The 26,437-nt window shown below is 56.0% G+C and carries 27 protein-coding genes; 10 read left to right on the top strand and 17 right to left on the bottom strand.

Translation table 11 applies throughout. From position 1 onward, the window contains the following. The first annotated feature begins 1 nt into the window (after nucleotide 1). From INT32_RS05720 to INT32_RS05700, 5 genes are all read left to right on the top strand, one after another. Entirely contained in the window at nucleotides 2-994 is a 993-nt protein-coding gene (locus INT32_RS05720) for a branched-chain amino acid ABC transporter permease (protein WP_226816567.1), read from the top strand. Then, nucleotides 991-1,773 (top strand): ABC transporter ATP-binding protein, encoded by a 783-nt coding sequence (locus tag INT32_RS05715; protein WP_193087761.1) that lies wholly within the window; start codon nucleotides 991-993, stop codon nucleotides 1,771-1,773. Before INT32_RS05720 ends, INT32_RS05715 begins: the two co-directional genes overlap by 4 nt. 11 nt (nucleotides 1,774-1,784) lie before the next feature. Beyond that, a complete protein-coding gene (locus INT32_RS05710; protein WP_193087827.1) occupies nucleotides 1,785-2,498 on the top strand; it encodes an ABC transporter ATP-binding protein in 714 nt (237 codons plus the stop codon). Nucleotides 2,499-2,643: 145 nt separating this feature from the next. Then, complete coding sequence (locus tag INT32_RS05705) at nucleotides 2,644-3,873, top strand: ABC transporter substrate-binding protein (protein WP_193087826.1); 1,230 nt, start codon at nucleotides 2,644-2,646, stop codon at nucleotides 3,871-3,873. Then, nucleotides 3,870-4,787: a 3-keto-5-aminohexanoate cleavage protein gene (locus INT32_RS05700; protein WP_193087760.1), complete on the top strand. Its 918-nt coding sequence runs from the start codon at nucleotides 3,870-3,872 to the stop codon at nucleotides 4,785-4,787. The genes INT32_RS05705 and INT32_RS05700 overlap by 4 nt, the downstream gene beginning before the upstream one ends. A 273-nt stretch (nucleotides 4,788-5,060) precedes the next feature. Here INT32_RS05700 and INT32_RS05695 read toward each other — a convergent pair whose 3' ends face one another. The 7 genes from INT32_RS05695 to INT32_RS05665 form a co-directional block, all read right to left on the bottom strand. Beyond that, nucleotides 5,061-5,627 (bottom strand): class I SAM-dependent methyltransferase, encoded by a 567-nt coding sequence (locus INT32_RS05695; protein WP_193087759.1) that lies wholly within the window; start codon nucleotides 5,625-5,627, stop codon nucleotides 5,061-5,063. A gap of 23 nt (nucleotides 5,628-5,650) precedes the next feature. Further along, nucleotides 5,651-6,214, bottom strand: a complete 564-nt coding sequence (locus INT32_RS05690) for a GNAT family N-acetyltransferase (protein WP_193087758.1) — start codon at nucleotides 6,212-6,214, stop codon at nucleotides 5,651-5,653. 85 nt (nucleotides 6,215-6,299) lie between these two features. Continuing rightward, nucleotides 6,300-7,235 (bottom strand): 3-hydroxyacyl-CoA dehydrogenase NAD-binding domain-containing protein, encoded by a 936-nt coding sequence (locus INT32_RS05685; protein WP_193087757.1) that lies wholly within the window; start codon nucleotides 7,233-7,235, stop codon nucleotides 6,300-6,302. A gap of 145 nt (nucleotides 7,236-7,380) precedes the next feature. Further along, nucleotides 7,381-7,950 (bottom strand): DUF882 domain-containing protein, encoded by a 570-nt coding sequence (locus INT32_RS05680; RefSeq protein ID WP_193087756.1) that lies wholly within the window; start codon nucleotides 7,948-7,950, stop codon nucleotides 7,381-7,383. 22 nt (nucleotides 7,951-7,972) lie between these two features. Beyond that, on the bottom strand, nucleotides 7,973-9,604 hold the full coding sequence (locus INT32_RS05675) for a murein L,D-transpeptidase (protein ID WP_193087755.1): 1,632 nt from the start codon (nucleotides 9,602-9,604) through the stop codon (nucleotides 7,973-7,975). A gap of 109 nt (nucleotides 9,605-9,713) precedes the next feature. After that, nucleotides 9,714-10,370: a dienelactone hydrolase family protein gene (locus INT32_RS05670; protein WP_193087754.1), complete on the bottom strand. Its 657-nt coding sequence runs from the start codon at nucleotides 10,368-10,370 to the stop codon at nucleotides 9,714-9,716. Nucleotides 10,371-10,419: 49 nt separating this feature from the next. Beyond that, complete coding sequence (locus tag INT32_RS05665; RefSeq protein ID WP_193087753.1) at nucleotides 10,420-11,337, bottom strand: LysR family transcriptional regulator; 918 nt, start codon at nucleotides 11,335-11,337, stop codon at nucleotides 10,420-10,422. Between the two features lie 147 nt (nucleotides 11,338-11,484). Here INT32_RS05665 and INT32_RS05660 point away from each other — a divergent pair, with 147 nt between their 5' ends. The 3 genes from INT32_RS05660 (at nucleotide 11,485) to INT32_RS05650 (ending at nucleotide 15,645) form a co-directional block, all read left to right on the top strand. Next, nucleotides 11,485-12,690: an ABC transporter substrate-binding protein gene (locus INT32_RS05660; RefSeq protein WP_193087752.1), complete on the top strand. Its 1,206-nt coding sequence runs from the start codon at nucleotides 11,485-11,487 to the stop codon at nucleotides 12,688-12,690. Nucleotides 12,691-12,702: 12 nt separating this feature from the next. Next, nucleotides 12,703-14,196: a CoA-acylating methylmalonate-semialdehyde dehydrogenase gene (locus tag INT32_RS05655; RefSeq protein WP_193087751.1), complete on the top strand. Its 1,494-nt coding sequence runs from the start codon at nucleotides 12,703-12,705 to the stop codon at nucleotides 14,194-14,196. Nucleotides 14,197-14,478: 282 nt separating this feature from the next. Continuing rightward, complete coding sequence (locus INT32_RS05650) at nucleotides 14,479-15,645, top strand: glycosyltransferase (RefSeq protein WP_193087750.1); 1,167 nt, start codon at nucleotides 14,479-14,481, stop codon at nucleotides 15,643-15,645. A gap of 48 nt (nucleotides 15,646-15,693) precedes the next feature. Here the strand turns inward: INT32_RS05650 and INT32_RS05645 are convergent, their stop codons facing one another. From INT32_RS05645 to INT32_RS05635, 3 genes are all read right to left on the bottom strand, one after another. Further along, nucleotides 15,694-16,821: a hypothetical protein gene (locus INT32_RS05645; protein WP_193087749.1), complete on the bottom strand. Its 1,128-nt coding sequence runs from the start codon at nucleotides 16,819-16,821 to the stop codon at nucleotides 15,694-15,696. A gap of 127 nt (nucleotides 16,822-16,948) precedes the next feature. After that, a complete protein-coding gene (locus tag INT32_RS05640; protein ID WP_193087748.1) occupies nucleotides 16,949-17,710 on the bottom strand; it encodes an aldolase/citrate lyase family protein in 762 nt (253 codons plus the stop codon). A gap of 89 nt (nucleotides 17,711-17,799) precedes the next feature. Further along, the gene (locus tag INT32_RS05635) at nucleotides 17,800-19,245 is read right to left on the bottom strand and encodes an NAD-dependent succinate-semialdehyde dehydrogenase (RefSeq protein WP_193087747.1); all 1,446 of its coding nucleotides are present in this window, start codon (nucleotides 19,243-19,245) and stop codon (nucleotides 17,800-17,802) included. 267 nt (nucleotides 19,246-19,512) lie between these two features. Here INT32_RS05635 and INT32_RS05630 point away from each other — a divergent pair, with 267 nt between their 5' ends. Continuing rightward, entirely contained in the window at nucleotides 19,513-19,851 is a 339-nt protein-coding gene (locus INT32_RS05630; RefSeq protein ID WP_193087746.1) for a CidA/LrgA family protein, read from the top strand. A 155-nt stretch (nucleotides 19,852-20,006) separates the two neighbouring features. After that, a complete protein-coding gene (locus INT32_RS05625; RefSeq protein WP_193087745.1) occupies nucleotides 20,007-20,690 on the top strand; it encodes an LrgB family protein in 684 nt (227 codons plus the stop codon). A gap of 134 nt (nucleotides 20,691-20,824) precedes the next feature. On the opposite strand, the gene INT32_RS05620 is transcribed toward INT32_RS05625, so the two are convergent. The 7 genes from INT32_RS05620 to INT32_RS05590 all read right to left on the bottom strand — a co-directional run bounded on the left by INT32_RS05620 (nucleotide 20,825) and on the right by INT32_RS05590 (nucleotide 26,417). Further along, the gene (locus INT32_RS05620) at nucleotides 20,825-21,574 is read right to left on the bottom strand and encodes a sulfite exporter TauE/SafE family protein (protein ID WP_193087744.1); all 750 of its coding nucleotides are present in this window, start codon (nucleotides 21,572-21,574) and stop codon (nucleotides 20,825-20,827) included. A 63-nt stretch (nucleotides 21,575-21,637) separates the two neighbouring features. Then, complete coding sequence (gene dtd, locus INT32_RS05615) at nucleotides 21,638-22,087, bottom strand: D-aminoacyl-tRNA deacylase (protein WP_193087743.1); 450 nt, start codon at nucleotides 22,085-22,087, stop codon at nucleotides 21,638-21,640. 3 nt (nucleotides 22,088-22,090) lie between these two features. Continuing rightward, the gene (locus tag INT32_RS05610) at nucleotides 22,091-22,516 is read right to left on the bottom strand and encodes a cupin domain-containing protein (RefSeq protein WP_193087742.1); all 426 of its coding nucleotides are present in this window, start codon (nucleotides 22,514-22,516) and stop codon (nucleotides 22,091-22,093) included. 208 nt (nucleotides 22,517-22,724) lie between these two features. Next, nucleotides 22,725-23,666: a glyoxylate/hydroxypyruvate reductase A gene (locus INT32_RS05605; RefSeq protein ID WP_193087741.1), complete on the bottom strand. Its 942-nt coding sequence runs from the start codon at nucleotides 23,664-23,666 to the stop codon at nucleotides 22,725-22,727. Nucleotides 23,667-23,712: 46 nt separating this feature from the next. Further along, nucleotides 23,713-25,005, bottom strand: coding sequence for an FAD-binding oxidoreductase (locus INT32_RS05600; RefSeq protein WP_193087740.1), 1,293 nt, complete (start codon nucleotides 25,003-25,005; stop codon nucleotides 23,713-23,715). Nucleotides 25,006-25,035: 30 nt separating this feature from the next. Beyond that, entirely contained in the window at nucleotides 25,036-25,767 is a 732-nt protein-coding gene (locus INT32_RS05595; RefSeq protein WP_193087739.1) for an amino acid ABC transporter ATP-binding protein, read from the bottom strand. Further along, nucleotides 25,764-26,417: an amino acid ABC transporter permease gene (locus INT32_RS05590; protein WP_014749992.1), complete on the bottom strand. Its 654-nt coding sequence runs from the start codon at nucleotides 26,415-26,417 to the stop codon at nucleotides 25,764-25,766. The genes INT32_RS05595 and INT32_RS05590 overlap by 4 nt, the downstream gene beginning before the upstream one ends. Nucleotides 26,418-26,437 lie beyond the last annotated feature (20 nt).

Raw genomic sequence — 26,437 nt, 5'->3', positions numbered from 1 at the left:
CATGATTACAAAGAACAATCTTTTTTTGTGGATAATCGGTCTGGCCCTGCTGGCACTGCTGCCGCTGCTGCCCGAGCCTATCGGCAGCAAATACCACGGCGATCTGGTCACGAAAATCATGATCCTGAGCATCTTTGCGCTCAGCCTGCAACTGCTGGTGGGCTTCACCGGCCTGGTAAGTCTGGGGCATGCTGCCTTTCTTGGCTTTGCCGCCTATATGGTCGCGACCTTCTCGCCCGAATCGGAAGCGGGCAATGGCTGGCTGCTGATGGCCATTTGCATTGGCGGCGCCGGGCTGCTGGCGCTGCTGATCGGCATGCTGGTCATGCGCAGCTATGGCGTCTATTTCATCATGGTTACGCTGGCCTTCGGACAACTGGTCTACTTCGTTTTTCATGACATCGAAATCTTCGGCGGCTCCGACGGCACCTATATTTATTTCAAACCTGATTTTTCCATTTTGCAGTGGCAGCCCTTTGATCTTGAGTCGGGCAATACTTTTTACTGGTTCACTCTGGCATTGCTTATTATCACAGTCGTCATTCTGCAGCTGATTCTGCGTTCCCGCCTGGGCCATGCCTTTGTCGGCATCAAGCACAACCAGCTACGCATGCGCGCCGCCGGATTCGAATCAACCGCCTACAAGATTGCCAGTTTTGTCATTAGCGGGATGCTGGCAGGCCTGGCCGGGTTCCTGTATGCATGCCAATACGGCTATGTCAATCCGGAACTGTTGTCCTGGCATCAGTCTGGCAATGTATTGCTCATGATCATTCTGGGTGGCCTGGGCAGCCTGGGCGGGGCAATTATTGGCGCCTTCGCTTTTGTGCTGCTGTCAGAATGGTTTACCGCCCTCACCAAGCACTGGCAGTTGCTGTTGGGTGGCTTTATTATTTTCGTGGTCATGCTCATGCCCTATGGCCTGGCTGGCCTGCCCCGGCAACTGCGGGAATGGCGCGCTCGCAGCGCAAACAAGGGAGGCGCAACCCAATGACGACTGCATTACTTGAAGCCAGGAATGTGACCCGAAAATTCGGTGCGCTGCTTGCGGTAAACAACGTATCGCTGCAGTTGTTCGAGGGGGAAATCCTGGCGGTGATCGGCACAAACGGGGCCGGCAAATCGACACTAACCTATCTGCTGTCAGGCGAACTGCCGCTCACCGATGGCCAGGTGTTCTTGCGCGGCAAAGAAATCAGCAAGTGGTCACAGCCGGCAAGATCACAGGCAGGCGTGGGCCGCAGCTATCAGCGCAACAATATTTTTCTGCCACTGAGCGTGCGCGAAAACTGCCGCCTTGCCGCCCAGGCAAAAATCCAGAAACCGTGGCAAGTCTGGACGGCCGCGCAACATTGCCAGCGCAGCCTTGAGATGGCCGACCACGCGCTGGAACAGGCGGGCCTGAGCGAACATGCAGCGAGCGTCGCTGCCAACCTGTCGCACGGGCAGAAACGACAGCTTGAAGTGGCCATGTGCCTGGCCCAGCAACCTGAGGTGCTGCTGCTGGACGAGCCGCTGGCTGGCATGGGGGCCGAAGAGTCCGAACGCATGCTGGCGCTGCTGCACCGGCTGAAAAAGAACCTGGCTATCTTGCTGATCGAACACGACATGGACGCGGTTTTTGCCGTTGCAGATCGTCTGACGGTGATGGTAAACGGCGCGGTGCTCGCTAGCGGACTGCCCCATGACATACGCAACAATACCGCCGTGCAGACCGCCTATCTGGGCGAGAGCGATCACGCAACAGAACACTCGAGCACCCTAGCGATATGACAAATGCAACAATGACAGACGACATCATTCTGGCGCGCGATATCCACGCCTGGTACGGTTCCAGCCACGTGCTGCACGGCATCGACTTTAACCTGCGGCGCGGCGAGACGGTAGGCCTGCTGGGCCGCAACGGCATGGGCAAATCCACACTGATACGAACCCTGTTGGGCCATGTCAAACAACGCAGCGGGCGGATTGAGCTGCAGCGGCAGCAAATGTCCGGCGCCCGCCCCTATCAGGCAGCGCAGTTGGGCATTGCCTACGTACCTGAAGGCCGCGGCATTTTTCCCAACCTGACGGTCCGAGAAAATCTGGTGATGTGCGCTCGCGCCGGCCGCGACGGGAATACCGCATGGGACATCGATCGCATACTGGAGACCTTCCCCCGACTTGCAGAGCGCCTGGACAACATGGGCGACCAGCTCTCCGGTGGCGAACAGCAAATGCTTTCGATTGGCCGGGCGCTGATGACCAATCCGGATGCCATCATTCTGGACGAAGCCACCGAAGGCCTGGCGCCGCTGATTGTGGAAGAAATCTGGCGCGTCATCGGACTCATCCGCACCAGCGGCCTGGCGACCATGGTGGTCGATCGCAATTATCGCAAAGTGATGGATCAGGCGGACCGCCTGGTTGTACTGGAAAAAGGCCGGGTTGTGCTCGAAGGCGACGCCAGGCAGCTGCGCAACGACCCTTCTCAAATCCACCAATATCTGGGCGTCTGACGGTCGTGGCGCCAAGACCCAAAAAGATAACCGCAGCCAGGCCGGTACAAGACTTGCCCGGCATCAACGAGAGAACTGCCAGCTATCGGCGATGAGCCCTGGCCGGATACACAGTCGAAAGAGACAGTATAAAAGGGAGAGAATGATGAACAATACAGACACATTCACATTGGCAACAGGCATGCTGCTTGCCTCCACAGGCGTGGCGCATGCCGCCGGCATCTCTGATGATGTCGTGCGAATCGGTTTTCTAACCGATATCTCGGGGGTCTACGCCGACTATGACGGCCAGGGCGGTGTGCAGGCGATCCGTATGGCAATCCGCGATGCGGGCGGTAGCATCGACGGCAAGAAAATTGAACTGCTTTATGCCGATCATCAGAATAAAGCCGATATTGCAGCCGCCAAATCGCGCGAATGGGTGGATGTGAACAAAGTGGACATTCTGATCGGCGGGACCAATTCTGCGGTCAGCCTGGCCATGGCCAACGTAGCCACTGAAAAGAAAAAACTGTTTATCTCTACTGGCGGCGGCACATCTGCCCTGACCGGCAAGCAATGCTCCCCTTACATTATCCACTACACCTATTCGACCGATGCGCTGGCCAACGGCACAGGCAAGTCTGTGGTCAAAAATGGCGGCAAGGACTGGTTCTTCATTACCACCGACTACGCCTTTGGCCATGCCCTGGAAGCGGCCACGTCCAAGGTGGTCAGGCAAGCCAACGGCACCATCAAAGGCTCGGTCAAGGTGCCGCTAGGCGCTGCCGATTTTTCTTCCTATATATTGCAAGCGCAATCGTCAGGCGCAAAGATCCTGGGGATGGCCAATGCAGGCGGCGACTTTGTGAACGCGGCAAAATCTGCCAACGAATTTGGCTTGAATACCCAGATGAATCTGGTTGGCCTGACGGTACTCATTCCAGACATCCATTCCCTGGGCTTGCAAGTCACCCAGGGGATGTATCTGACCACGCCGTTTTACTGGGATCTGGACGATGACACCCGCAAGTGGACAGCCGAATACAAAAAAATCACTGATCGCATACCGACCTACATTCAGGCAGGCACCTATTCGGCCGTCAGCAATTATCTTGCTGCAGTCGCCGCATTAAAAACCGACGATGCGGATGCAGTCATGAAGCGATTCAAGACCGAGCGCATCAAAGACTTTTTTGCCAAGGACGCCATCGTACGTGCCGATGGCAGACTCACCAATCCGATGTACCTGATGCAGGTAAAAAAACCGGACGAATCCAAAGCCCCCTGGGATTATTACCGGAAAGTTGAAACGCTTTCGCCCGATGATCTTTACGGCAAACTGGAAGACTCCGCCTGCAATCTGGTGCAACAATCTGCAGGAGCGCAATCATGAGTACACCAAAAGTCATTATCACCATTGCCCCTACCGGGGGCATGGCCTACAAAAGCCAGAACCCGAACCTGCCCACGCAACCGCAGGAGATTGCAGACGACGTCTACGACTGCTATAACGCCGGAGCAAGCATTGTGGCGCTGCATGCGCGCAATCCTGATGACGGCGCCACCTGCAATCCCGATATTTATTACGATATGAATACACGCATTCGCGCCAAATGCGACATTATCCTGAATAACTCCACGGGTGGTGGTGTGCACGGCGAGATGATCGGACAGAACGAAAACGGCATGTGGGAGCTGCTCTGGGAAGAACGCATCAAGGGCATGGAGGCCGGCGCCGAAATGTGCACGCTGGACGCCACCACCATTATTGCCAGCTTCGATAACAAGGAAATTCTGATGAACACCGCACCCTCGCGCTGCCGCTTTCTGGCCGACGAGATGAAAAAACGCGGCATCAAACCCGAATGGGAGGTGTTCAGTCCCACGCATATTTTGCAGGATACGGCAACGTTACTTGCGATGGGCGCGGACGAAGAACCGGCCTATGTCAATTTAGTCATGGGTGTGCACCGGGGCTTTCAGAACGCCATGCCCTACTCGCCGAAAAATCTGCAATTCATGGTCGAGTGCCTGCCGCCCGGGACCATCTTCGGCGCCAGCGGCATCGGCCCGGCACAGCTGCCCTGTGCCATCAACTCCTTGCTGCTGGGAGGACACGTACGGGTAGGACTGGAAGACAATCTTTATTACTCGCAAGGCCGGCTGGCCAGCAATATCGAATTGACCGAAAGAATTGTCCGGCTGGTTCGTGAAATGGGCTATGAGCCGGCAACCCCCAAGGAAGCCAGGCAAATGCTCAATTTGCCACGACCTGGCGCGCCCGTCAAACCGACATTTGCGCTGTGATCACTGACACAGACGCCGACTGATATCTGGTCGCCGCAGGCCGTTGCACAGCGGGCGCCAGGGCATGCCTGCCCGCCTGCTTCGCGGATATTGCATCACGGACATTGCGTCGCAACATGAAGCTCGCGCGCAGTATTCATGGCGAACGGCCAGTGCAGGCGGCGTGCTGCGATCCCGGACGACAATCAACGCCCCACAACACCGACGGCAACAGAAAGCGGCGCAAGCGGGCTTGTCGGCACGTTTGGGCCATCGAACAATCAGATGCATTATTCAGTTGGTAAAGCGCTCGATGGCCAGCAAATAGGGCGCGGGATTCGCGCGATTAATGAACTCATATTTGAGCACTCGGTATTGCTCCGGCGAAAGTTGCGCGACGAAAGGCTCGAGCACTTTCTTTTCGCTGGCACCCGCCGGATGTCCCCAGTAAATGGTAATCAGCAATAGCCCGCCGGGCGCGAGCAACGTCAAGGCATTCCTGACGGCAGCCAGGGTGCTGGTGGCCTGGGTGGCGCAGGATTTATCGGCGCCAGGCAAGTAGCCCAGGTTAAAAACAATGGCGTTGATCGGTTCCGATAGGTAATCGAGCATGCGGGCATGGCTATCTTGAATCAGGGTGGCACGCGCTCGCAGATTTTCGCAGCCCAGACGCGCCGCCGTGGCGGCCAGCGCCTCGCTCTGGATATCGAAGGCATACACATGGCCGGTATCCCCTACAAGCCGGGCAAGCTGTAGCGTGTCGTGACCATTTCCCATCGTCGCATCGATGACGCGCGCGCCTGCCATCACGTGGCCGGCAAGCAGCGTATGAACAAAGGTAACGGTCTTGAGCAGCGGCATGGCTTGTTTCCTCGCGTTTTGCGCTACGCAGTATCGAGCAACATCGAACCGGGTGGCGCCAGCTCGCGCTGCATCAGCACCGCATCGCCGCCAAACGCCGGATCTGTGCTGCCGGTTGGGATCGCGACAAAGCCCAGTCGCGACCAGTACCCTTGCGCGCCTTCGACCGCGATCAGTATGGCGCGCGACAGGCCTAACTGCTGCCCCTGTCGCATCAGTTGCGACACCAGTTCATTGGCAAGTCCCCGGCCTGCATAGGCAGGTGATACCGCCACATCATGTAGATAAAGCACATCGCAATCGTGTTGCAGCGCAAGCGGACGATTCCAGCAGGGCTGCAGTTCCGAGCGCCAGGGGTAGCCAAGCGCATAGGCGCATAGCGTATTGCCATCGGTAGCCGCCAGTGAAGTCCAGCCAGCCGGGACCGCGCCGATCTTGCTTGCCAGCACCTGAGCGCTTTCCAGCAGCGCCGGTGGATACACGCTGGCCTGCAACGCCAGCATCTGCGGCAGATCATCGACATGCAGCGCCCGCATGCCAATGGACGGCGCCCGGACCTGGCTACAGTTTTCAGTTGACATCATCATTTATTCGACATAATCAGCAGGCATTGGCCGTGCCGCCTGACACGATTCGTCATGCCCGACCCTACATGGGGTTTGCATCACCGCCCTATTTTTTATCCAGACTTTTCAGAATATCGATCAGATGGCTGTCGCGATAGCGAAGCAGCGATTCAAACGACTTGTCTTGCCTTGCCTGTTGCGTGCCCTGGACCATTCGCTCTCGTAACTCGGGCGTCATGCGCGGATTACCCAAATCATCCATCCAGGTTTCAATGGCCGGTTGCAAGTGATCAATCAGATGCGCCAGCCCTGCCCGGCCGCCAGCCAGGTCAAAAACCATTTGCGGACCGAAGATGGCCCAGCGCAAGCCCGGGCCCTTGCTCATGGCCGCATCGATATCCTGCACGCTGGCCACGTTTTCGTTGACCAAATGCATGACCTCCCGCCACACCGCAGCCTGCAGGCGGTTGGCGATATGCCCGGCGATTTCCTTGTTCAGACGAATCGGATGCTTGCCTACGGCGCGATAAAATTGCAGCGTACGCTCGATGGTGTCTTCAGATGTTTGTTCGCCCCCGACCACTTCCACCAGCGGAATCACATGAGGCGGATTGAATGGATGGCCCAGCACACATCGCTGCGGGTATCGGCACTGCGATTGCATGCGGCTGACCAGTAGACCCGAAGAGCTGGAAGAAATAATGACGTGTTCGGGCAACAGCGCATCCATTTTTGCGAACAGCGATATTTTGAAATCTTCGCGTTCAGGCGCATTCTCCTGCACGAAATCAACGTTTTCCAGCGCCCGCGGCAAATCGGCCTCAAAGCGCAAATTGTCCAGAAATGACTCATTCTTCACTTTGCCCAGTTCACGCAGGGTTTGCCAGGCTGAATCGATCAGCGTCCGGGTATTGGCCTGAACGTCGGGCGCCGGATCCGACACCACCACGTGGTAGCCATGAGCAAGAAAAAGGGCAGCCCAGCTGCTGCCTATGGTCCCGGCGCCGATAATGGCGATTGTTTTGATGTTGCGATTATCCATGACTGAATCTGTTATTTGCTTCGTATTTCAATAGTAAGAGTGACCTCGGCGTTGCTGTGCCGGAATCCATCAACGGGCTTATCGGGCAACCGCAGCGAACGATACCGCGTACGCCTGCGGGCTGTACCGTGCAACCGGACAAACGCTACCAGCTGCGTACGCGTCCGGTATCCATGTGTACGAACCCGTCTTTTGGGTAATAGCCAACGCCGCCCAGCGCCAGTTCCTTGGCCGCATCCCGCAATTCATCAAGCGGCACACCCTTCAGACGCAGGTCCATGGCCTGCCCCACCATGTGCAGGCTGCGCTTGGCGACGCCGCCGCCGCGCGTCTTGCGCAGACGTTCGTTGGTATGCGGGTCGCGATAGCCTGAAATGACTTCGATGGCAACATCAGTCTTGAGCGACGCCCTGACTTTGTTGACTAGATCAAACAGCGACGGATCCATATGTCCGACCGCACCAGAATAATGGTCCCGCAAGAAACGGTTCAGCCGTTGCATTGCGGCAGGAATATAGGTATCGCCATTAGCGTAGGCCAGCGTGATTTTCTCATTGGTATGCAGGTGGTCGAGCGAGATTTGCCTGAACCCGCCCTCGCCGATATTGGCGCGGGCGGTATTGGTGCCGATGGAGAACATGGCGCCGGCAACAAGCAGAGAAGATGAGGTTCTTAAAAACTGGCGGCGGTGTAACTGAGGGGGCGTAATCGTCATACCGTACTGGCTCCTGAAAATATTACGAGGCAGGTGGAATGTTACGTGAGGCGGCCATCTTCTTGATGGCATTGTCCAGAATCTTGTCCTGTCCGTAGATGTCGGGGAAAAAGTGAATTTTATTGTTTTTTACTACCACGGTACTATAACCCAATACAACAGGAACAGGCTCCAATACATTGATTGTTTTGGATTTTTTTGCCGCCATGGCCTTTTCGATAGCGCTGGCCGTCCATTTCGGTTGTTTTTCCAACACAAATTGCGCCAGTTTCACCGGTTCTTCCACCCGGATGCAGCCATGGCTCAAATCACGCCGCGTGCGGTCAAACAGCTGCGTGCTGGGGGTGTGATGCAGGTAAATGGCCTCGTTATTGGGAAAAATGAACTTAATATCGCCCAGCGAGTTTTTAGGCCCGGGACGCTGACGGATGCGCGCCTGCCCATTTAACACGGCGTTCAGGTTGGCTGCGCTAACGGTTTGCGACACGCCCGACTGAGTGACAAACTCAAACCCCTGGCTTTGCATATAAGACGGATTCTTGCGCAAACGCGGAATGAGTTCCTTGCGGGAAATGGAGATGGGCACATTCCAGTACGGACTGAACTCAATTTTGCTGACCGCGCCATCGAACAGCGGCGTGCTGGTATTGAAGGATTTGCCGACAATCACTTTCATTTCAATGAGGTTTTCCGCCTTTTGATTGCGGATGTGATAGGCGCGCAGCACGAACTCGGGCACGTTAACGACAATGCGGCGTTCGCCTTCTATCAGCGGTGTCCAGCGTAACCTTTCCATGCTGATCTGGATCTGGCGGATACGGTCAATGGGACGGGTATTCAACTGTTCCAGCGTTCCCTTGCCAATCACCCCATCGGGCTCCAGCCCATGACGTTGCTGAAAGCTTTTCACGCCCGCCATGACCGTGGCGTCGTAGATCGGCCGCGCCGGCGTTCCTTGTGGCAGGTCGCCCAGCAGGACCAGGCGCTCTATCAGTGCGGGCATGCCCGGATAGGGCTGGCCTTCAGTCAGTTTGCCACCAGGTACCGCAGGCAGCGCCTGGTTCATACTCGGTTTTTGCTGTAATTGACGAAATACAGCCAGCGCCTGCATCAGCGAGTTGTACATGGGGATGCTGTCGGTCAGCGCCTTGACCGACGCTTTCAAATTGCCATTGCTGATCGCCGTCGCCAGAAACAGGTCGGCATCTGCATCGGAAAACATCGGCTTGGAGTAGCGGTTTTTGATCAGGGACGGCGAAATGCGACCGTTTTTCAGAAACTTGACATAGGTGCGCATCTGCTTAGTCAGGTCGCGATCAAACTGCGCCGTTTCTTCGGCAGAAGCGGCATAGCTGACCCGCTCCCGTTGCGACTGCAATTGTGCAATATGAAACCAGCGAGGGTCCAGGCCATGTTTGTCTGCCGTTGCCAACAGTTCAAGGGCGTCTTTGGCCTGTTCGATCGGACGCCCGTCTTCAATCCAGCTCACTGCAGGTGCATCGAAGGTCGCGTGGGCAAAGTCTGGCGGGATGGCGATTCCGCTATCCGGAACTGTAAACGGTGCCGCTGCATCACTCTGCGGGGCTTGTGCATGCGCGGTGGTGGCAAGCATGAGCGAAAATGATACTGCAGACAGCATTGTCGAAAACGTCATGATTTTTTCACCTGTCGTTATTTAATGGCCGGCCGGGACACACCTGCGCCCGGCGCTTGCACAGCACCGATAGTCGGGCGTATGACATTGCATTGGCTGCTAGGCAAGGTTACAGATGCGCCTTGAAAAATTCCACTGTGCGCGTACGCGCCAGTTCACTGGCAAAAGGATCATAAGAGCCGCGCTGGTCGCATCCGAAACCGTGGTCTGCATCATAAATGCAGACATCCACGTCGGGCTGGGCGGCACGAATCGCCTCGACATCCGAAGGCGGAATCGATTTGTCTTTTTCACCAAAGTGCATCTGCACCGGACATTGGGGCTTTTCATCGCGCAACTCGGCAATGCCGGCGCCATACCAGCAGGAAGCTGCCGAAAACGCAGCGCTGCGGCAGGCAGCAAGCCATGTCAGGGTGCCGCCCCAGCAAAAGCCTACCACACCGATTTTTTTCTGCGTCGACAAGGCCGCTGCCGCCGCCTCGATGTCCTTGAGCGCATCCTCGTAGCTCACTCTGGCTTTGAACGCTTTGCCGCGCTCGACGTCCTGGGCGGTATAGCCCATTTCCACGCCCGGCTCGATCCGGTCAAACAACGCCGGTGCAATCACGCGATAACCCTTTGAAGCATAGAAATCACAGACATCGCGAATATGGCTATTGACGCCGAAAATTTCCTGCAGGACCACAATGCCCCGTTCCGCATCTTCGGCACCGGCCGTATAGGCCTGCAGAATGTGCCCGTCTGCCGCTGTCAGTGTAATGGTCATGCGTGTACTCCTTCTGGAAATCAGGTTTTCACAAATCACTTTTCAATTGTCATTGTACCTGCTGCACCGGCATCCTGCCCTGTACCAGCAGTCGGTTATTTCCTATGATGTCACATAAGTGTTCCGAAAGCATCACAATACGTTTCAGTCGTTTCAGTTCTTCATGATAGTAAATCCAGAAACTGCGCGTGATCCCGATCCTGTCCTGCAACACCGGAATAAGCTGTGGATTCTGGCCGGCGAGAAAACACGGCAGAATGGCCAGCCCGTGCCCTTGCAGACAACTGTAATATTGCGCGATGACACTTGTGCTTTTTATAACAGGTTTGGTAAACGGCAGAATGTCCTCAAGATATCGCAACTGGTCGCTGAACAGCAGTTCATCCACATAGCTGATAAAACGATGATGATGCAGATCCGCTTCGGTATTGACCGCACCATAGCGATCAAAGCAGGACTGGGTACCGTATAGCAGCAGCGTGTAGTCGGTGAGTTTGCGGGTGACATAAGGCCCGCGCGCCGGGCGTTCTATGGTGATGGCGATATCGGCTTCGCGACGGGTCAGACTGACAAAGCGGGGAACCGGCAAGACGTCTATGGTCATATCGGGAAACTGGCTTTGGAACTGCGCACACAGGGGCGCGATAATGCACGAACCGAAAGCTTCGGTCGCTGCCACCCGCACATGCCCGGCCGGGCTCTGGCTGACCCCCAGAATCTGTTCCTGCGCATTGTATAAATGCGTCTCCATCTGCTCGGCATGCGCCAGCAATTGCTGGCCCGAACGCGTCAGGGTAAATCCTGAGCTGCGCGATTTGTCGAAAAGCAGCTGCCCCAAGTCCGCTTCAAGATGGCGGATGCGCCGGGTGACGGTGGTGTGCTCCACCCCCAGCCGCGCTGCTGCGGCACTGGCTCTATGTGTTCTGGCCACTTCCAGAAAATAGCGGATATCGTCCCAGTCAGGCATGAGTTGTTGTGTAAAAGTTGTGTAAGGGTTGTGCAAAAATGAACATTAAATGTGCAAATATTCTATTGCAAAATTGATTTATACACATCAAACTGGATACGTTTTGCAAACAAAACGATAAAACTATTAAAAATTTAGGAGACTCCTATGTTGATCAGGAAAACAGTACTGGCAGCAGCGTCATGCATGGCGCTTACTGCCTGGGCCGCCGATACACCCGAAGTAAAAGTAGGTGTGCTTACCGATATGTCGGGCACCTATGCCTCCATGGGCGGCGCCGGCTCGGTTGCGGCAGCGCAGCTTGCCATCGATGAATGCCTTGCGGGTCCGTGCAAGGGAATGAAAATCGAATTGGTGTCTGCCGACAATCAGAACAAGGCCGACGTAGGGGCGGCAAAGGCCCGGGAATGGTTTGACCGTCAAGGCGTCACCGCCATCGCCGATCTGACCAATTCAGCAGTGGCGCTGGCGGTACAGAATGTGGCCAGGGAAAAAAACCGTATCGCGCTGTTCTCGGGACCGGCCACCACTGCCCTGACCAATAAATCCTGCTCTCCGATGGGCTTTCACTGGATGTTCGATACCTATTCCCAATCGGTGGGGGGAGCAAAAGCCACGGTCCAGGCCGGCGGCAAATCCTGGTTTTTCCTGACCGTGGATTACGCATTTGGCCACTCGCTAGAAGCCGATACCGCGAAAATGGTCAAGAAACTGGGCGGCACGGTGGTTGGCCAGGTGCGCCATCCATTGAACAACAGCGACTATGCCTCGTTCCTGTTGCAGGCACAAAGCAGCGGCGCGCAGGTTGTGGCATTGGCCAACGGTGGCCAGGACACGGTTAATGCAGTCAAGCAGGCCAAGGAATTCGGCGTCAGTGGTGGCGACCAGCGCCTGGTGGCCCTGCTGATGTTCCTGTCAGACCTGCGCGCGCTAGGCAACGAGAACGCCCAGGGCCTGACCTACGTGGACGGCTTCTACTGGGACTTTGATGACGGTACCCGCCAGTGGTCCGAACGCTTTGCCAAGGCCTATAAGGGCCTGAAACCCACCATGACCCAGGCCGGCGTGTATTCCAGCGTATTGCATTACCTGAAAGCCGTGGCAGCTGCCGGCACGACAGACGGCGCCAAGGTTGCCGAACACATGCGCAAGCTGCCGATCGAGGATCCGATCATGCATAACGCCTCTATCCGTGCCGATGGCCGGGTTATTCACGATATGTATCTGTATGAAGTCAAAAAACCGGAAGAAAAGAAAGGTGAATGGGATTATTCGAAACTGATCGCCACCATTCCGGCAGCAGAAGCATTTAGCCCCCTTTCCGAATCTACCTGCCCTCTTGTAAAAAATTAAAGGATTGATGTTATGAGTGCCATACCCAATATTCCGCTGCTGATCAACGGAAAAAAAGTCCAGTCTTCGGCCAAGGATTGGCTGGATGTCGTGAACCCGGCAAACCAGGAAGTGGTGGCCCGCGTACCGCTGGCGCCAATCTCGGAAGTGGACGAGGCGGTTGCCAGCGCCAAGGCCGCATTTGCGACCTGGCGCAATACCAGTCAGGGCAACCGCATGCGCGTCATGCTCAAACTGCAGCAACTGGTGCGCGACAACGCAACAAAACTGGCCGAGCTGATCACACTGGAGCATGGCAAAACGCTGCCTGATGCCGAAGGCGAAGTGGGTCGCGGTCTTGAAGTCATCGAACACGCATGCGCTATCGTCAGCCTGCAGATGGGAGAATATGCAGAAAATGCCGGCACCGGAATCGATGTGTATACATTGATTCAGCCACTTGGCGTGTGCGTCGGGATTACCGCGTTCAATTTTCCGGTCATGCTGCCCTGCTTCATGTTCCCCATTGCCGTAGCCTGCGGCAACACATTTGTGCTCAAGCCTTCGGAACAGGATCCCAGCGCATCGCTGTATCTGGCCGAACTGGCGCATGAAGCGGGCCTGCCACCCGGGGTGCTCAATGTTGTGCACGGCGGTCCGGACGTGGCAAACCGACTCTGCGAACATCCGGATGTAAAGGCAGTGTCGTTTATCGGCTCCACGCATGTGGGCACGCAGATTTATCAGCGTGCATCCAATGCAGGCAAACGCTGCCAGGCCATGATGGGGGCCAAGAATCACTGCGTCATCCTGCCTGATGCCGACAAAGAAGTGGCCCTTAACCAGCTGGTCGGCGCCGCTTTCGGTGCGGCTGGTCAGCGCTGCATGGCCACGTCGGTGGCCGTGATGGTGGGTCAAGCCAGGGAATGGATTGACGAATTTGTAGAAAAATCCAGAGGACTGAAAGTCAATGCCGGCAGCGATCGCCAGGCCGATCTGGGGCCCCTGGTCTCGCCCCGGGCAAAGCAGCGCGTTGCGCAGCTGATCCAGAGCGGTGTGGATGAAAAGGCCAGCCTGCTGCTGGATGGCCGCGATGTCGTTGTCGCGGACTATAAAGACGGCAATTTCATTGGCCCGACCATTTTTTCCGATGTCAAAGAGAACATGGCGATTTATCGCGAAGAAGTTTTCGGCCCGGTCCTTTGCATTGTATGCGTCGATACATTGGAAGAGGCCGTGGAGTTTGTCAATCGCAATCCGAATGGCAATGGCGTTGCCGTTTTCACGCAAAGCGGCGGCAATGCGCGCTATTTCCAGAACAATATCGATGTGGGGCAGATCGGCATCAATATTCCGATCCCTGTTCCCGTCGCATGGTTCAGCTTCACCGGTTCGCGCGGCTCCAAACTGGGCGACCTGGGGCCTAACGGCAAGCAGGCGGTGATGTTCTGGACCCAGACCAAGTCGATTACGGCGCGCTGGGCTTCGCATGATACGGGTGTCAATACCACGATCGCGCAAAAATAGCGTTTTATCAGCACAATTGCACTTGTGCCGACCCGGCCGCGCTCCTGGCGCTGCCGGGTTTTTTATCGACTGCCCCAGCTGATGCGACAGCAAGCAGCCCGACGAACGGGAAGGCAAGCGTATTGCGAAATGGCCAACACTTTCGCGCCTTTACTTAGCGCACTTCGCACCGGCACTGTATATTCGTATCAGTCCGACACATTTTATCATTTGCGGCAATTCATATTCATGCCACAATATGGTCATAAACTGTTCATCTGAACCATTGAGAGAAAGCCATTTATGAATAAAAATATTGACTTGATCTACTTCAATGCGGGCGGTGGTCATCGGGCGTCGGCCCGGGCCCTTGAGGCGGTACTCAAAAACAGCCATCCTCACTGGAACGTCAGGCTCGTCAACCTGTTTGAGGTACTCGATTCACGACAGGTATATAAACGGGTTACTGGCGTTGCTCCCGAAGAGTTTTATAATCGGCAGCTGGCCAAAGGCTGGACCATGGCGATGACGCCGGAACTGCGCATCCTGCAGGCATTTATCCGGCTGACCCACCAGGTGATGCTCAAACGGCTGCAGGAACACTGGATTGAAACCGAGCCAGACATGGTGGTCTCGCTGGTTCCCAATTTCAACCGGGCCATGTACGAAAGCCTGGTTTCGTCGCTGCCAGGCGTGCCTTATGTCACCATTCTGACCGATCTGGCCGACAATGCGCCCCATTTCTGGATTGAAAATAACCAGCAACAGCATTTCATCTGTGGTACCGACAAGGCGGTGGAACAGGCGCGTGCCGCAGGTCATCCCAACTCCCATATCCATGCAAGCTCGGGTATGCTGCTGCATCCTGATTTCTACAAGAAACCCGAGATGGATCGCCGCGAACAGTTGATCGCAGCCGGCTTTGATCCGGACAAACCGGTGGGCCTGGCCATGTTCGGCGGTCACGGTTCAAAAATCATGATCAAGATCGCCAAGCAGCTCTCGGATGTGCAAATGATATACATTTGCGGTCACAACGCAGCGTTGGCCAAAAAAATCAGCAAAATGCAGACGCACGCACACAAGCTGGTGGAAGGGTTCACGACGCAAATGCCCGTCTTCATGGAAATGGCCGATTTCTTTATCGGCAAGCCCGGCCCCGGCAGCATCAGCGAAGCCATCCGCAAGGATATGCCGGTCATTATTGTCTGCAACAAATGGACCATGATCCAGGAGCGCTATAACGGCGAATGGGTCACCAAGAACGGATTGGGCATTGTGCTGCCTAGCTTCGCGAAAACCAACGCCGCGGTGCACCACTTACTGGAAAATCTCGATAGCTATCGGGAACGAGTTAAAGCGCAGGATAATCAGGCCGTATTCGAAGTACCCCACATTCTCGCGCGCATCCTGGCACAAACCGAGATCGCAGAACAGGCGCCCCTGCCCTCTGCCAGCAACATCAACTGAACCCCGACTAGGCCCCTCTCTTTTTTCAGCCACATTATGGGCCACGGATTAAGGGCCGCCGATAGGAATATCCACATTGAACTGCAATGAGCCGTTGTCGCTGCGCACGGCGCGTTGCGCCTTCAGCTTGAGCAGAACCGACTCCAGCTTGTAGCTTTGTTCCACACCAAAGCGCTGTTCGGAAGCACCGTTAAACACCCGGCTATTTTCAAACGTGCCTGACACCTGCGACTGCGTATCCAACGGATAGGTCAGCTTCAGCTGGTTGCGAATGGCGCGATCCGACAACGGATCCTGCGACAGCCTGGACAAATCCATATAGTGGGCGCTGGTCAGCTCGTTGGAGAACTGCAAGGTGGCCAGATCGAACACCTTGGCCCGATAGGCAAACATCGAGCGCCAGTTTGAATTGTCCTCATACTTGCCCGCGTTCACGGTTAGTCGCAAATCGCCCATGTCATCCAGGGCGTAGCTGGCGCCAAGGCCCACGTTCTTGAGCGAGCGGGCCAATTGCACTTGCGTGTCTACCGAAGCCGAGTCGCTCACTCCGTAGCGCACCGCGGTATTGGCAGCGCCACTGCCGAAATGAAAGCTGGCATCCTCACCCGAAGCAGCTGAGTAATCCATGGCCCCCGCCGCCGTGGAATAGGCCAGCTGGTGACTATTGATAAACCAGTTGTCCTGCGTGCCATCCGGCTGCCGGCTCAACTGCATGCCGCCGATTCGAAAAGCACTTTGGCCGATCGAGCTCACGACCTGATTGGACCCCAGAGAGATTCGGTTTCTGTCCTCGGTCGTCAGATTCCAGGTACGCGTGTCGGTGGAAAAATTTTGCACAGGCTTGAGCGTGATTCTGGAGGACGGCCTGCGCAACGCGGCGGCATCCTGGTCCGTCATGAACGGGCCAATACCCGATTCGTACTGATAATTTTCCCAGTTGTCCACGCCACGCAAAGCGTCGGCAGTGACCAGTTGTTCAAGCGGCACCGCCTCTCCTGGTGCAGGTGTAGCGATCGGCTCATCCACCGGTAGCAGAATAATTTTGTTTTTTTCCGGATCGAATGGCCAGGCGGGCGGCACCTCGGCCATGACCTGTGGAGCACTATCGGAGCTAACAGCGTGCGCACTGCGCGGCGCATCGTCGCCCATTGCATATGTGATGGTTTGGGCGGACATTGAGCCAGCAGGAAAAATCAGAAAGGAAATAAAGCTAGCAAAAATTGTCCTGAGTTTCAAACTTGTCAGCATCCTCGTTTATAAACTTACTATAAAACGCCGCTACGACACCGACGCTACACCAATATTAAAACCGGCTGCGCAAGCTCATCAAGGCATTTTTGTATACGGAAAGATCAACGCCGACACCCACGAAACTAAAGCCCTGCTTGATATAAACGGCAGCCTCGTCGGGCACGACCGCAAGAATACCACTGGCTTTGCCGGCGGCGGCCGCCACTTTATGGACATGGGCAATGGCCTGCTGCACCTCTGGATGCTGGGGCTGTCCAAGGTACCCATAGGCCGCTGACAGATCGGAAGGACCAATGAAAATGGCATCCACGCCGTCTACGGCAACAATGTCTTCTACCGCCTCCACGCCTGCGCGGCTTTCTATTTGCAGGATCACGCCGATATGGTCATTGACCTGTTTGAAGTAATCCGCCTCGGTGCCATAGGCGCTGGCCCGGGTCATGCCGGCAACGCCACGCACGCCAGCCGGTGGATAGCGTGTTGCCGCCACCGCATATTCGGCCTGCTCGCCAGACTCAATGAACGGAATCAGCAAATTGTAAAAACCAATATCCAGATACTGTTTGATCAAGGTCTGGTCATTGACCGGCGGACGACCGATACCGGCACTGTTGCTGGCATTGATGGCTTGCAGCTGGGCGGTCAGCACCGGAATGTCGTTGGGCGCATGCTCGCCATCCAACAGCAGCCAGTCGTAGCCGCAAACACCCGCTACTTCGGCGAGCATGGGACTGGTGGTGCTCAGCCACGTACCGATGAGTGTTTCACGGGCCAGCAATTTCTGGCGAAAGGTATTGGGTATCTGCTGTTTCATGTTAAGACGTATTTGCTCGGTGAATCGAATATTGACTATTAAATGTTAAATGCCCAGTTGCCGCTGGCGGACCGGGCCCCAGGGATTTATCAGATGCCGCCCATCAGCATGTACTTGATGACCAGATAATCGTCGATACCGTAGTGAGAGCCTTCGCGACCCAGGCCGGATTGCTTTACACCGCCAAACGGGGCCACTTCGGTAGAAATAAGACCGGTATTGATACCTACAATGCCGTATTCCAGTTGCTCGGCGACCCGCCAGACGCGCCCCAGATCGCGCGCATAAAAATAGGCGGCCAGCCCGAACTCGGTATCGTTAGCCATCCTGATGACATCTTCGTCCGTTTCAAATTTGAAGACCGGCGCCAGCGGGCCGAATGTTTCTTCACGGGCAAACGCCATATCCTGCGTTGCATCGCCGATGACCGTAGGCTCAAAAAACAGCCCGCCCAGCTTGCTGCGTTTACCGCCGGTCAGGACCTTGGCCTTGTGTCCCAGGGCATCGCTGATATGGCTTTCCACTTTTTCCACTGCCTTCTCGTCAATCAGCGGACCGATCTGTACGTTCTTGCCGGTACCGTCGCCCACAACCAGTTTTTCAACTGCCGCAACCAGCTTTTTGACAAATTCCTTGTACACGCCTTTCTGCACATAGATACGATTGGCGCATACGCAAGTCTGGCCGGCATTCCGGTACTTGGAAATCATAGCGCCTTCGACGGCCGCATCAATATCGGCGTCGTCAAACACAATGAATGGCGCGTTGCCGCCCAGCTCCATGGAAACTTTCTTGATGGTGCTGGCCGACTGCTCCATCAGGAGGCGCCCCACTTCGGTCGACCCTGTGAAACTGACCTTGCGCACCAGCGGGTTGCTGCACAGTTCCTTGCCGATTTCAGATGAATTACCCGTAATGAGAGACATGACGCCAGGTGGTATGCCCGCCTGTTCAGCCAGTTCAATCAGCGCCAATGCAGTAAGCGGGGTTTGCGATGCCGGCTTGATCACGACAGTGCAGCCAGCGGCCAGCGCAGGCGCTACCTTGCGGGTAATCATCGCCGCCGGGAAATTCCAGGGTGTGATGGCAGCACATACGCCGATGGGCTCCTTGGTCACCACAATGCGCTGGGAAGTTTGCGGTGCAGGAATCGTATCGCCATAGACGCGCTTGGCTTCTTCGGCAAACCATTCGACGAACGAGGCGGCGTAAGTGACTTCGCCTTTGGCTTCGGCCAGGGGTTTGCCCTGCTCGGATGTCATGATGTAAGCCAAGTCATCCGCATTGTCATTGATAAGCGTGAACCACTTGCGCAGAATGGCCGCACGCGCTTTGGCAGTCAGCCCCTTCCATGCCGGCCAGGCCTTATTGGCGCCCTTGATGGCATCTGCCGTTTCCTTTTTACCGAGCTTGGGTACAGTGCCAACGCGCTTGCCGGTTGCCGGATTGGTCACTTCGATGACCTCCTTGCCACCGATCCATTTACCGTTGATATAACATTTGCCTTTAAGCAGACTGGCATTTCTAAGCTTCATGGATTGACTCCCGATCCTATTATTGAACGACTCTGTCACTGAATATTCAAAGAATACCATATACCCCGGGCCGATCTCACACCGATGCGCAATCCTGATTCGGGAACGGCCGCAGGCAGGCACTGATGAGTTCTTTTATCGACGATGATGCGCCTTTTGATCATTAACTTTAAGTAAAAAATATACTGATTGCATACCCAATATTACCTTCTTAAGAAGAAAGTATAATGGGCACACCCTTATCCTTGTCTGTGACGATTGACGCTTATGCTCTTATCTCTACTTGTGATTGCAGTCTGCTATGTTGCCGGTGAAGGCGTCAGCCGTGTGCTGCCCCTGCCTCTGCCCGGCCCTATTGTGGGCCTGCTCCTGCTGCTGTTGGCGTTTAAACTTCGACCACCCCTGTTTACGCTGATGGCCAGACATATACCGGCCCTGCTCTCGCATCTGGCGCTCCTGTTTTTACCGGCTACGGTAGGCATCATGGTCAGCTACAGGCTGCTGGATGGATACTGGCCCGCTGTTATTACAGCTGTCATTGTCAGTACGGTCCTGTCGCTACTGGCGGGTATTCTTGTGTTTCGCTATGCAGACAAGCAGCGTTAAAGCCCGCCGACACATGCCCGGGCCGGCCGCGCTGCACCGGCAAACCGGTAGCTCCTGGCTTGCCGCCGCGATCCCTCACGTTTGTGCGCAACGACTGGCCAGGCCCAACCATGCGCTATTGATGAACAGATGACATTTTTATTATTGGAGTTACCGTGCTTGCTGTCCTGACCGGTTTGCTGCTGACGATCATGGCCTATTGCCTGGCGTCGTGGCTGTTCGCCCGCAGCGGTTACTTCCCGTTGCTCAATCCCGTGCTGGTGGCCACCACGCTTATCATTCTGGTCCTGCGGTTCCTGAATATCGAATACAGCAGCTATCTGCTGGGCGCCCATTATCTTTCACTGTTGCTGGGACCAGCCACCGTCGGACTGGCGGTGCCGATTGCCATGCACAGCCGGACCATCAAGAAAAAGTTGCGCCCCATTGTGCTGGCCCTCGTGGTCTCTTCGCTGGTTGCCGTGTGCACTTCGGTCGGTCTGGCCTGGTTGATGGGAGCCGACCGCAACATTTTGATCGGCTTGTCAGTAAAAGCAGCCACCATGCCCATTGCACTGGAACTGGCCCGTTCGCTCGATGGCGCAATTGCACTGACCGCCGCGTTTGTATTTTTTACTGGTATTCTGGGGGCAACCATTGGCCCCTTCATTTTCAAATGGATGAACATCCGGCATGATGATGTGCGTGGCTTCGCCATGGGCGTTACCTCCCATGTGATCGGTACTGCCACGGAGTTCAAGCACAGCCAGGAAGCCGGCTCCTACGCTAGTTTGGGAATGAGCCTGAATGGCATCTTTACCGCCATTGTGATACCGGTGCTGTACTTCCTGTTCTTCTGAACGCAGGCCAGCAGCAAACGGCTGCAGCACGCACGATCATGTCGTGCACTGCGCACGCGGCGCAGATACGGTCCGGTACTGTCGAAGAGGTGATCGATGGCGCATGAAGGTAATCGATAGCGCCCAGCCGACCCTTACGCAGCGACAAGATGCGGGACAGCAGAGGCAAGCAGCGCCAAGCCCGAGACCGTCAGCAGCATCAGCACCACCAGGCGGAAGCGCTCCGGACTGAATCCCGCATACACCCGGGTACCGATAAAGGACGGGATCAGAATCGCCGGCACAACCAGCAGAAACATGGGCACCATGGGGCGCGTTACCATGCCGGACAGGATGTAGGACAGCATCGTCAGAGACAGCATGGAGAGATTGAAATTTTGGATAATGGCCCGCTGCGTATCACGATTGGAATAACGCAGCGTACACCACAGTGTAGGCAATACGCCGGAAAAACCGCCCAATCCGCCCATGATGCCACCGCCCAGGCCCACAACGGTATTGGCAATGTTGCCGCCAAAGGTGATTTTGGGAAGCCGCCTGGCAAATATCATGACCGGGCACCAGACGATCAGCAGGCATCCCAGCGCCGCCTTGAACATGTTCACATCAAGCATGGGCAGTAGCATGACACCCAGAGGGATGCCTGCTACCCCACCTAATACATAGGGGACTAGCAAGCGCCAATCAAAACCGCGCCGCAGCGACAATGCCCCCACAATCTGCCCGGTCATCCCGCCAAACACCGCCAGCACGGCAGCCAGACGAGGGTCCAGCACCCACGCCCACAGCGCCATGGAAACCAGGCCGAAGCCGAATCCCGACAGGCCCTGTACAAATCCGGCAACCACCGCCCCCAGAACCACGTAAACATAAATCGTGTCCATTACCACCCCCTGCTGCAGATCAGCGCAAGGGTAGGTCGCTGGCGAGCATCATTGCATTTATGTTTATCGGTCACGACTGTCCAGCAAAATCGTGACGGGGCCGTCATTGATAAGGGACACCTGCATATCGGCACCGAAAACGCCGACAGGCACCGCTTGTCCCAGGCCTGCTGAAAGCAGCTGCACGAAGCGTTCAAAATACGGTTTGGCATACTCGGGGCGAGCCGCTGCCGTATAGGACGGCCGATTGCCTTTGCGCGTATCGGCCATCAGCGTAAATTGGCTGACAGCCAGGATCTGTGCACCCACATCCAGCACCGAGCGATTCATCACATCGTTGTCATCATTGAAGATACGCAACGCCAGCGTTTTTCGCAGAAGATACTGCGCATCCTGTTCTGTATCATCCTGGGCGATGCCAACCAGCAGCAACATGCCCGCCCCGATCGCGCAAACCTCGTTGCCATCGACGCACACGCGCGCCTGACGCACTCGCTGAACCAGTACCTTCATAATTCAGACCTGCTCCAGCGTGGCAGTATGAAACGTTGCCGGCGCGACCACTTCCAGCATTTCCAGATCAGCGCTATGGCTAATTTCGCGATGACGAATGCCCGGGGGCTGATAAACCGAATCGCCCCGCTCCAGACGGACCACACCTGTCTGTTCGTACTCGAACTGAACCCAGCCTTGCAGCACGTATACAAATTGAAAATCCAGTTGATGCAAATGCGGCATGCCCGACGCTTCATGGCCGTCCAACGCGCGAATCACGTGCACAGAATACGCGCCGGCCGTTGCCTGGGCTACACCCAGATCGCGGTACTCAAAGAACTCCCGCAAGCCGCGGTCGAACGTCGCGTTTTTCAGATGCGATATGACGGCGCGCGGCGCGGGTGAAGCAGTCGGATGTTGCGGTGTAGGTGCTTGAGCGGTCGACATTGATGGCTCCCCATTCGTCAGCTAGTCGTGTGCGTATCGTTGATCTGTCCGATTGTAACGCCAATGACGCAGCCACACCGCGTTTGCATAGCGGGCCCGCAGAGACTGAATGGCGGCTGAACGCTGCCAGGCCATCGGACCGACAGTGCGCAACCCAGCAGCGCACAGGCCCGTCACCCAGCTGAGTAAATCTATTGCCTGAGAATGATCAGTATCCCGTTTCCCGGATGACTTCGCCACTGATGGGTTTGCCCTGCAGGGCATCCTGCAGCTTGTCGCGAATCTGCCTGATTGCCAGGTAATGATTGGTGGGACCGGAAATATGCGGTGTGAGGGTGATGGCCGGGTGGGCCCAGAAAGGATGATCGCCTGGCAGCGGCTCTTCGCGCGCCACGTCAAGAACGGCTCGCGACAGATGCCCCGAGTCCAGCAAAGAGATCAGATCGGCCTCTACCAGATGTTCGCCCCGGCCAATGTTCATCAGTACGGCGCCCTTTGGCAGATGCCCCAGACTGTCACGATTGAGGATATTGCGCGTCTGGTCAGTCAGTGGCAGTACGTTGATCAGAAACTGGCTTGACGCCAGAAAGGCCTCAAACTGGTCTTCACCATGATAACTCCTGATTTCCGGCAATGCCTTCGGGCTGCGCGACCAGCCCTGGACCGGGTAATCGAGCGCACTTAGCGCCTGCGCAATTCGCGCACCGATCACGCCCAGCCCCATAACACCGATCGTACAATTTTGCACCGGTACCTGTTCGGCTCCCTGCCACACACGATTTTCCCTATGCTGCTCATAAACGCCGAAATTACGGGTGATGCCCGACAGATAATGGATGACGTATTCGGTCATGGGATTGGCCAGCCCCGCGTCTTCCAGGCGGATAATGCGGGTGGTGTCGGCAATCTCAGGCTGACGCAAAATAGCGTCTACACCTGCGCCCATATTGAATACCAGATCCAGGACGCGATAACGTGCGAACAGCGCTGCCGGCGGTTTCCAGACGATCGCAGCGCGCACATCCGGCATCGGTGATGGCGCCTGTGGGTCAAAGATATGGGCATCCAGATCGGGAAAATGCTGTTGGATCACCTTCAGCCATTTCTGCGCGGCGGCAGCGCTTTCCGATGCGAGTACAACGCGAATCATATATTGTCCTGCTTTATGTCAAATTCGATAATAAATAGCCGCAAGCCTAGCTGCGGCTGTCCAGATAACGGTACCAGGAAATCAGTGCGCCGACATACAGCTTGCGCAGACCGTAAAACGGCAACCGGTGCACTGGGGTAAATGGTACAGGAAGCGCAGCTTCGTTGCCCGATTGCAGATAGCTCGCAATGGCTTTGCCCATTGCCGTCTGCAAGCCGATGCCTCGCCCCTGGCAACCGATATTGAGGATCAGGCCCGGTTCAGGTTGATGCAAATGCGGCATGTAGTCTTGCGTCACCGACACCCTTCCACACCAGTAGTATTCAAATTCAATATCCTTCAGTTGAGGATAAAGCACTGTAATGGCCTTTTTCAGATGGTCCCAATCCTCTTTGCCGCGCGGTTCACGAAAGGGCCCCCGGCCGCCCATCAGAAAGCGGCCGGTATGGTCCTTGCGAAAATAAAGCAGCAAATTGCGTGTGTCGGACACCGGCTGCCCCTGCGGCAAAATGGTCCTGGCAATATCATCGGGCAACGGCGCGGTCGCCACCTGATAGGTATTCGGGTCTACCACCGTCTCTTTCAGGTTTTTCCAGATGCCATCGCTATACGCATTGGTACAGACCACCACGCGGCGGGCATGGACGACATGACCGCTGTCGGTGGTCACCTGCCAGCCACTGCCTTTTTTTTCAATAGACAGCACTGGCGTACCGGTATGCACCGGCACCCCGGCTGCAAGCGTGACACGCGCCAGCTCGCGCGCATAACTGAGCGGTTGCACTGAGCCGCCGCGCTCATCGAACCAGCCGCCGTGATACTGGTCCGTCCCCAGCAAATCGGCAACATCGCTGCGCGACAGGGGCCTGACGGGCGCATCCTGCTTTTGCCAGTCGGCAACGCGCTTTTGTACAATCGCCAACGCAGACCGGGAGTGCGCCGGCTGTATCCAGCCATTGCGCGTATGCGGCACATTCAAGTTGTAGCGGTCGATCAATGAGAAAACGGTACTGGTGGTCGTACTGGCAAACTCAATCAATTGCCTGCCGCGTTCCGGCCCGTATGCGCTGAGCAGTTCCGCAGGATCTTTTTTCAACCCTGGCACCAGTTGCCCACCATTGCGGCCGGACCCGCCAAACCCGATTTCCCTGGCCTCGAGCACCATGCACTGTTGCCCCGACTGTGCCAGATGCAACGCGGTGCTCAGGCCCGCATACCCTGCCCCGATAATTAACGTGTCGGTCTCGGCCGCTGCCATCAGGGGGATGGTTACCGGAGGCGCGACGGCAGTATCGTGCCACAAAGCGGGAGCCAGAGGAAACCGGTTAGCTGGAAACATGGAACGTCCTTAAATACAAATGCAATAAAGTCAGAACGGGTGCAGAACCCGCCGAAGAAAATCCTGGGTCCGGGGATGCTGCGGAGCATTGAGGATATCCGTGGCTTTGCCCTGTTCCACAATCACGCCCTGGTCAAAGAACAACACGCGATCGGCCACCTCTTTGGCAAAGGCCATTTCATGCGTCACCACGATCATGGTCATGCCTGCGCGCGCCATATCCGCCATGACATTGAGCACTTCGCCAACCAGTTCCGGATCAAGCGCAGACGTGGGCTCATCAAACAGAATGGCCTGCGGCTCCATGGCAAGCGCCCGCGCAATTGCGACCCGTTGCTGCTGTCCGCCGGAAAGCTGCTGCGGGTATGACGACAGCTTGTCTGCCAGCCCGACCTTTTCCAGATATTGCGTCGCCGCTGCACGCGCCTGTGCCCGTTCAATGCCTTTGACATAGATGGGCCCTTCCATGACATTTTCCAGCGCGGTGCGATGGGGAAACAGATTGAAGCGCTGAAACACCATGGCCACCTCCTGGCGAATCTGTCGCAGATGACTGCTCTTGCGATCGACCATTTTCTCGTCAATGCGGATGGCCCCTTCTTCGTAACTTTCCAGGCCATTGATACAGCGCAGAATGGTTGATTTTCCCGACCCCGAGGGGCCGACAATACATACGACTTCGCCGTTTTCAACCTTCGCATTGACGCCGCGCAGAACATGATTCTGCCCGAAACGCTTGTGAACATTTTCAAGTGTGATCATGCTTTCTTTGTCCGTTTTTCCAGGTACTTCACAAGAAAAATAAGTGGCATGCACATCACCAGATACATGATCGCAACCATGGTAAATACGGTGACGTTGTCAAAATTCGATGTGGCCAGCAATTTGCCCTGCATGGCCAGCTCTGCCACGGTAATGGTTGAAGCCTGGGACGAGTCCTTAAGCATCATGATCATGGTGTTCCCATAGGGCGGCAACGTAATGCGCACCGCCTGCGGCAGGATCACCCGCCGCATCATGGTTGCCCAGGTCATTCCCATCGATTGCGACGCCTCGACCTGACCATGGTCAATCGCTTCAATCCCTGCACGAAAATTTTCCGACTGATATGCCGAATAGGCGACGCCCAGGCCCAGAATAGAAGCCTGGACTGCATTCACATCGATGCCGATATCAGGAAAGACGAAATAGACGTAGAACAAAATAACGATAATCGGAATGCCGCGAATAATATTGACGGCACTTTCGCTTAGCCAGGCCAGCCACCGAATGCCGGAACTGCGCATGAGCGCCCAGATCAGGCCGAGCACCGTAGAGAGCAGCAACGAGCCTGCCGTAACAATAAGGGTCGCCTTGACACCCTGTAAAAGCACAGGAAAATACTGGGCAATGCGTACCGACAATTCATCCATAGGGAGCCATTATTCTTGTT

It is taken from the genome of Advenella sp. FME57 (assembly GCF_014897675.1).
Lineage (GTDB): Bacteria > Pseudomonadota > Gammaproteobacteria > Burkholderiales > Burkholderiaceae_B > Advenella.
Note: the sequence above shows the minus strand (reverse complement) of the source record. Positions and strands in the feature narration are given on the sequence as shown.

What these genes read in the sequence shown, in the direction of transcription:
- INT32_RS05660 (WP_193087752.1), top strand. Translation starts at nt 11,485, where the DNA reads ATGTTGATCAGGAAAACAGTACTGGCAGCAGCGTCATGCATGGCGCTT.
- INT32_RS05590 (WP_014749992.1), bottom strand. Translation starts at nt 26,417, where the DNA reads ATGGATGAATTGTCGGTACGCATTGCCCAGTATTTTCCTGTGCTTTTA.
- INT32_RS05685 (WP_193087757.1), bottom strand. Translation starts at nt 7,235, where the DNA reads ATGGATAATCGCAACATCAAAACAATCGCCATTATCGGCGCCGGGACC.
- INT32_RS05720 (WP_226816567.1), top strand. Translation starts at nt 2, where the DNA reads ATGATTACAAAGAACAATCTTTTTTTGTGGATAATCGGTCTGGCCCTG.
- INT32_RS05600 (WP_193087740.1), bottom strand. Translation starts at nt 25,005, where the DNA reads ATGTTTCCAGCTAACCGGTTTCCTCTGGCTCCCGCTTTGTGGCACGAT.
- INT32_RS05620 (WP_193087744.1), bottom strand. Translation starts at nt 21,574, where the DNA reads ATGGACACGATTTATGTTTACGTGGTTCTGGGGGCGGTGGTTGCCGGA.
- INT32_RS05595 (WP_193087739.1), bottom strand. Translation starts at nt 25,767, where the DNA reads ATGATCACACTTGAAAATGTTCACAAGCGTTTCGGGCAGAATCATGTT.
- INT32_RS05610 (WP_193087742.1), bottom strand. Translation starts at nt 22,516, where the DNA reads ATGTCGACCGCTCAAGCACCTACACCGCAACATCCGACTGCTTCACCC.
- INT32_RS05705 (WP_193087826.1), top strand. Translation starts at nt 2,644, where the DNA reads ATGAACAATACAGACACATTCACATTGGCAACAGGCATGCTGCTTGCC.
- INT32_RS05715 (WP_193087761.1), top strand. Translation starts at nt 991, where the DNA reads ATGACGACTGCATTACTTGAAGCCAGGAATGTGACCCGAAAATTCGGT.
- INT32_RS05630 (WP_193087746.1), top strand. Translation starts at nt 19,513, where the DNA reads ATGCTCTTATCTCTACTTGTGATTGCAGTCTGCTATGTTGCCGGTGAA.
- INT32_RS05675 (WP_193087755.1), bottom strand. Translation starts at nt 9,604, where the DNA reads ATGACGTTTTCGACAATGCTGTCTGCAGTATCATTTTCGCTCATGCTT.
- INT32_RS05710 (WP_193087827.1), top strand. Translation starts at nt 1,785, where the DNA reads ATGACAGACGACATCATTCTGGCGCGCGATATCCACGCCTGGTACGGT.
- INT32_RS05650 (WP_193087750.1), top strand. Translation starts at nt 14,479, where the DNA reads ATGAATAAAAATATTGACTTGATCTACTTCAATGCGGGCGGTGGTCAT.
- INT32_RS05670 (WP_193087754.1), bottom strand. Translation starts at nt 10,370, where the DNA reads ATGACCATTACACTGACAGCGGCAGACGGGCACATTCTGCAGGCCTAT.
- INT32_RS05645 (WP_193087749.1), bottom strand. Translation starts at nt 16,821, where the DNA reads ATGTCCGCCCAAACCATCACATATGCAATGGGCGACGATGCGCCGCGC.
- INT32_RS05665 (WP_193087753.1), bottom strand. Translation starts at nt 11,337, where the DNA reads ATGCCTGACTGGGACGATATCCGCTATTTTCTGGAAGTGGCCAGAACA.
- INT32_RS05695 (WP_193087759.1), bottom strand. Translation starts at nt 5,627, where the DNA reads ATGCCGCTGCTCAAGACCGTTACCTTTGTTCATACGCTGCTTGCCGGC.
- INT32_RS05640 (WP_193087748.1), bottom strand. Translation starts at nt 17,710, where the DNA reads ATGAAACAGCAGATACCCAATACCTTTCGCCAGAAATTGCTGGCCCGT.
- INT32_RS05680 (WP_193087756.1), bottom strand. Translation starts at nt 7,950, where the DNA reads ATGACGATTACGCCCCCTCAGTTACACCGCCGCCAGTTTTTAAGAACC.
- dtd (WP_193087743.1), bottom strand. Translation starts at nt 22,087, where the DNA reads ATGAAGGTACTGGTTCAGCGAGTGCGTCAGGCGCGCGTGTGCGTCGAT.
- INT32_RS05605 (WP_193087741.1), bottom strand. Translation starts at nt 23,666, where the DNA reads ATGATTCGCGTTGTACTCGCATCGGAAAGCGCTGCCGCCGCGCAGAAA.
- INT32_RS05700 (WP_193087760.1), top strand. Translation starts at nt 3,870, where the DNA reads ATGAGTACACCAAAAGTCATTATCACCATTGCCCCTACCGGGGGCATG.
- INT32_RS05655 (WP_193087751.1), top strand. Translation starts at nt 12,703, where the DNA reads ATGAGTGCCATACCCAATATTCCGCTGCTGATCAACGGAAAAAAAGTC.
- INT32_RS05690 (WP_193087758.1), bottom strand. Translation starts at nt 6,214, where the DNA reads ATGATGATGTCAACTGAAAACTGTAGCCAGGTCCGGGCGCCGTCCATT.
- INT32_RS05635 (WP_193087747.1), bottom strand. Translation starts at nt 19,245, where the DNA reads ATGAAGCTTAGAAATGCCAGTCTGCTTAAAGGCAAATGTTATATCAAC.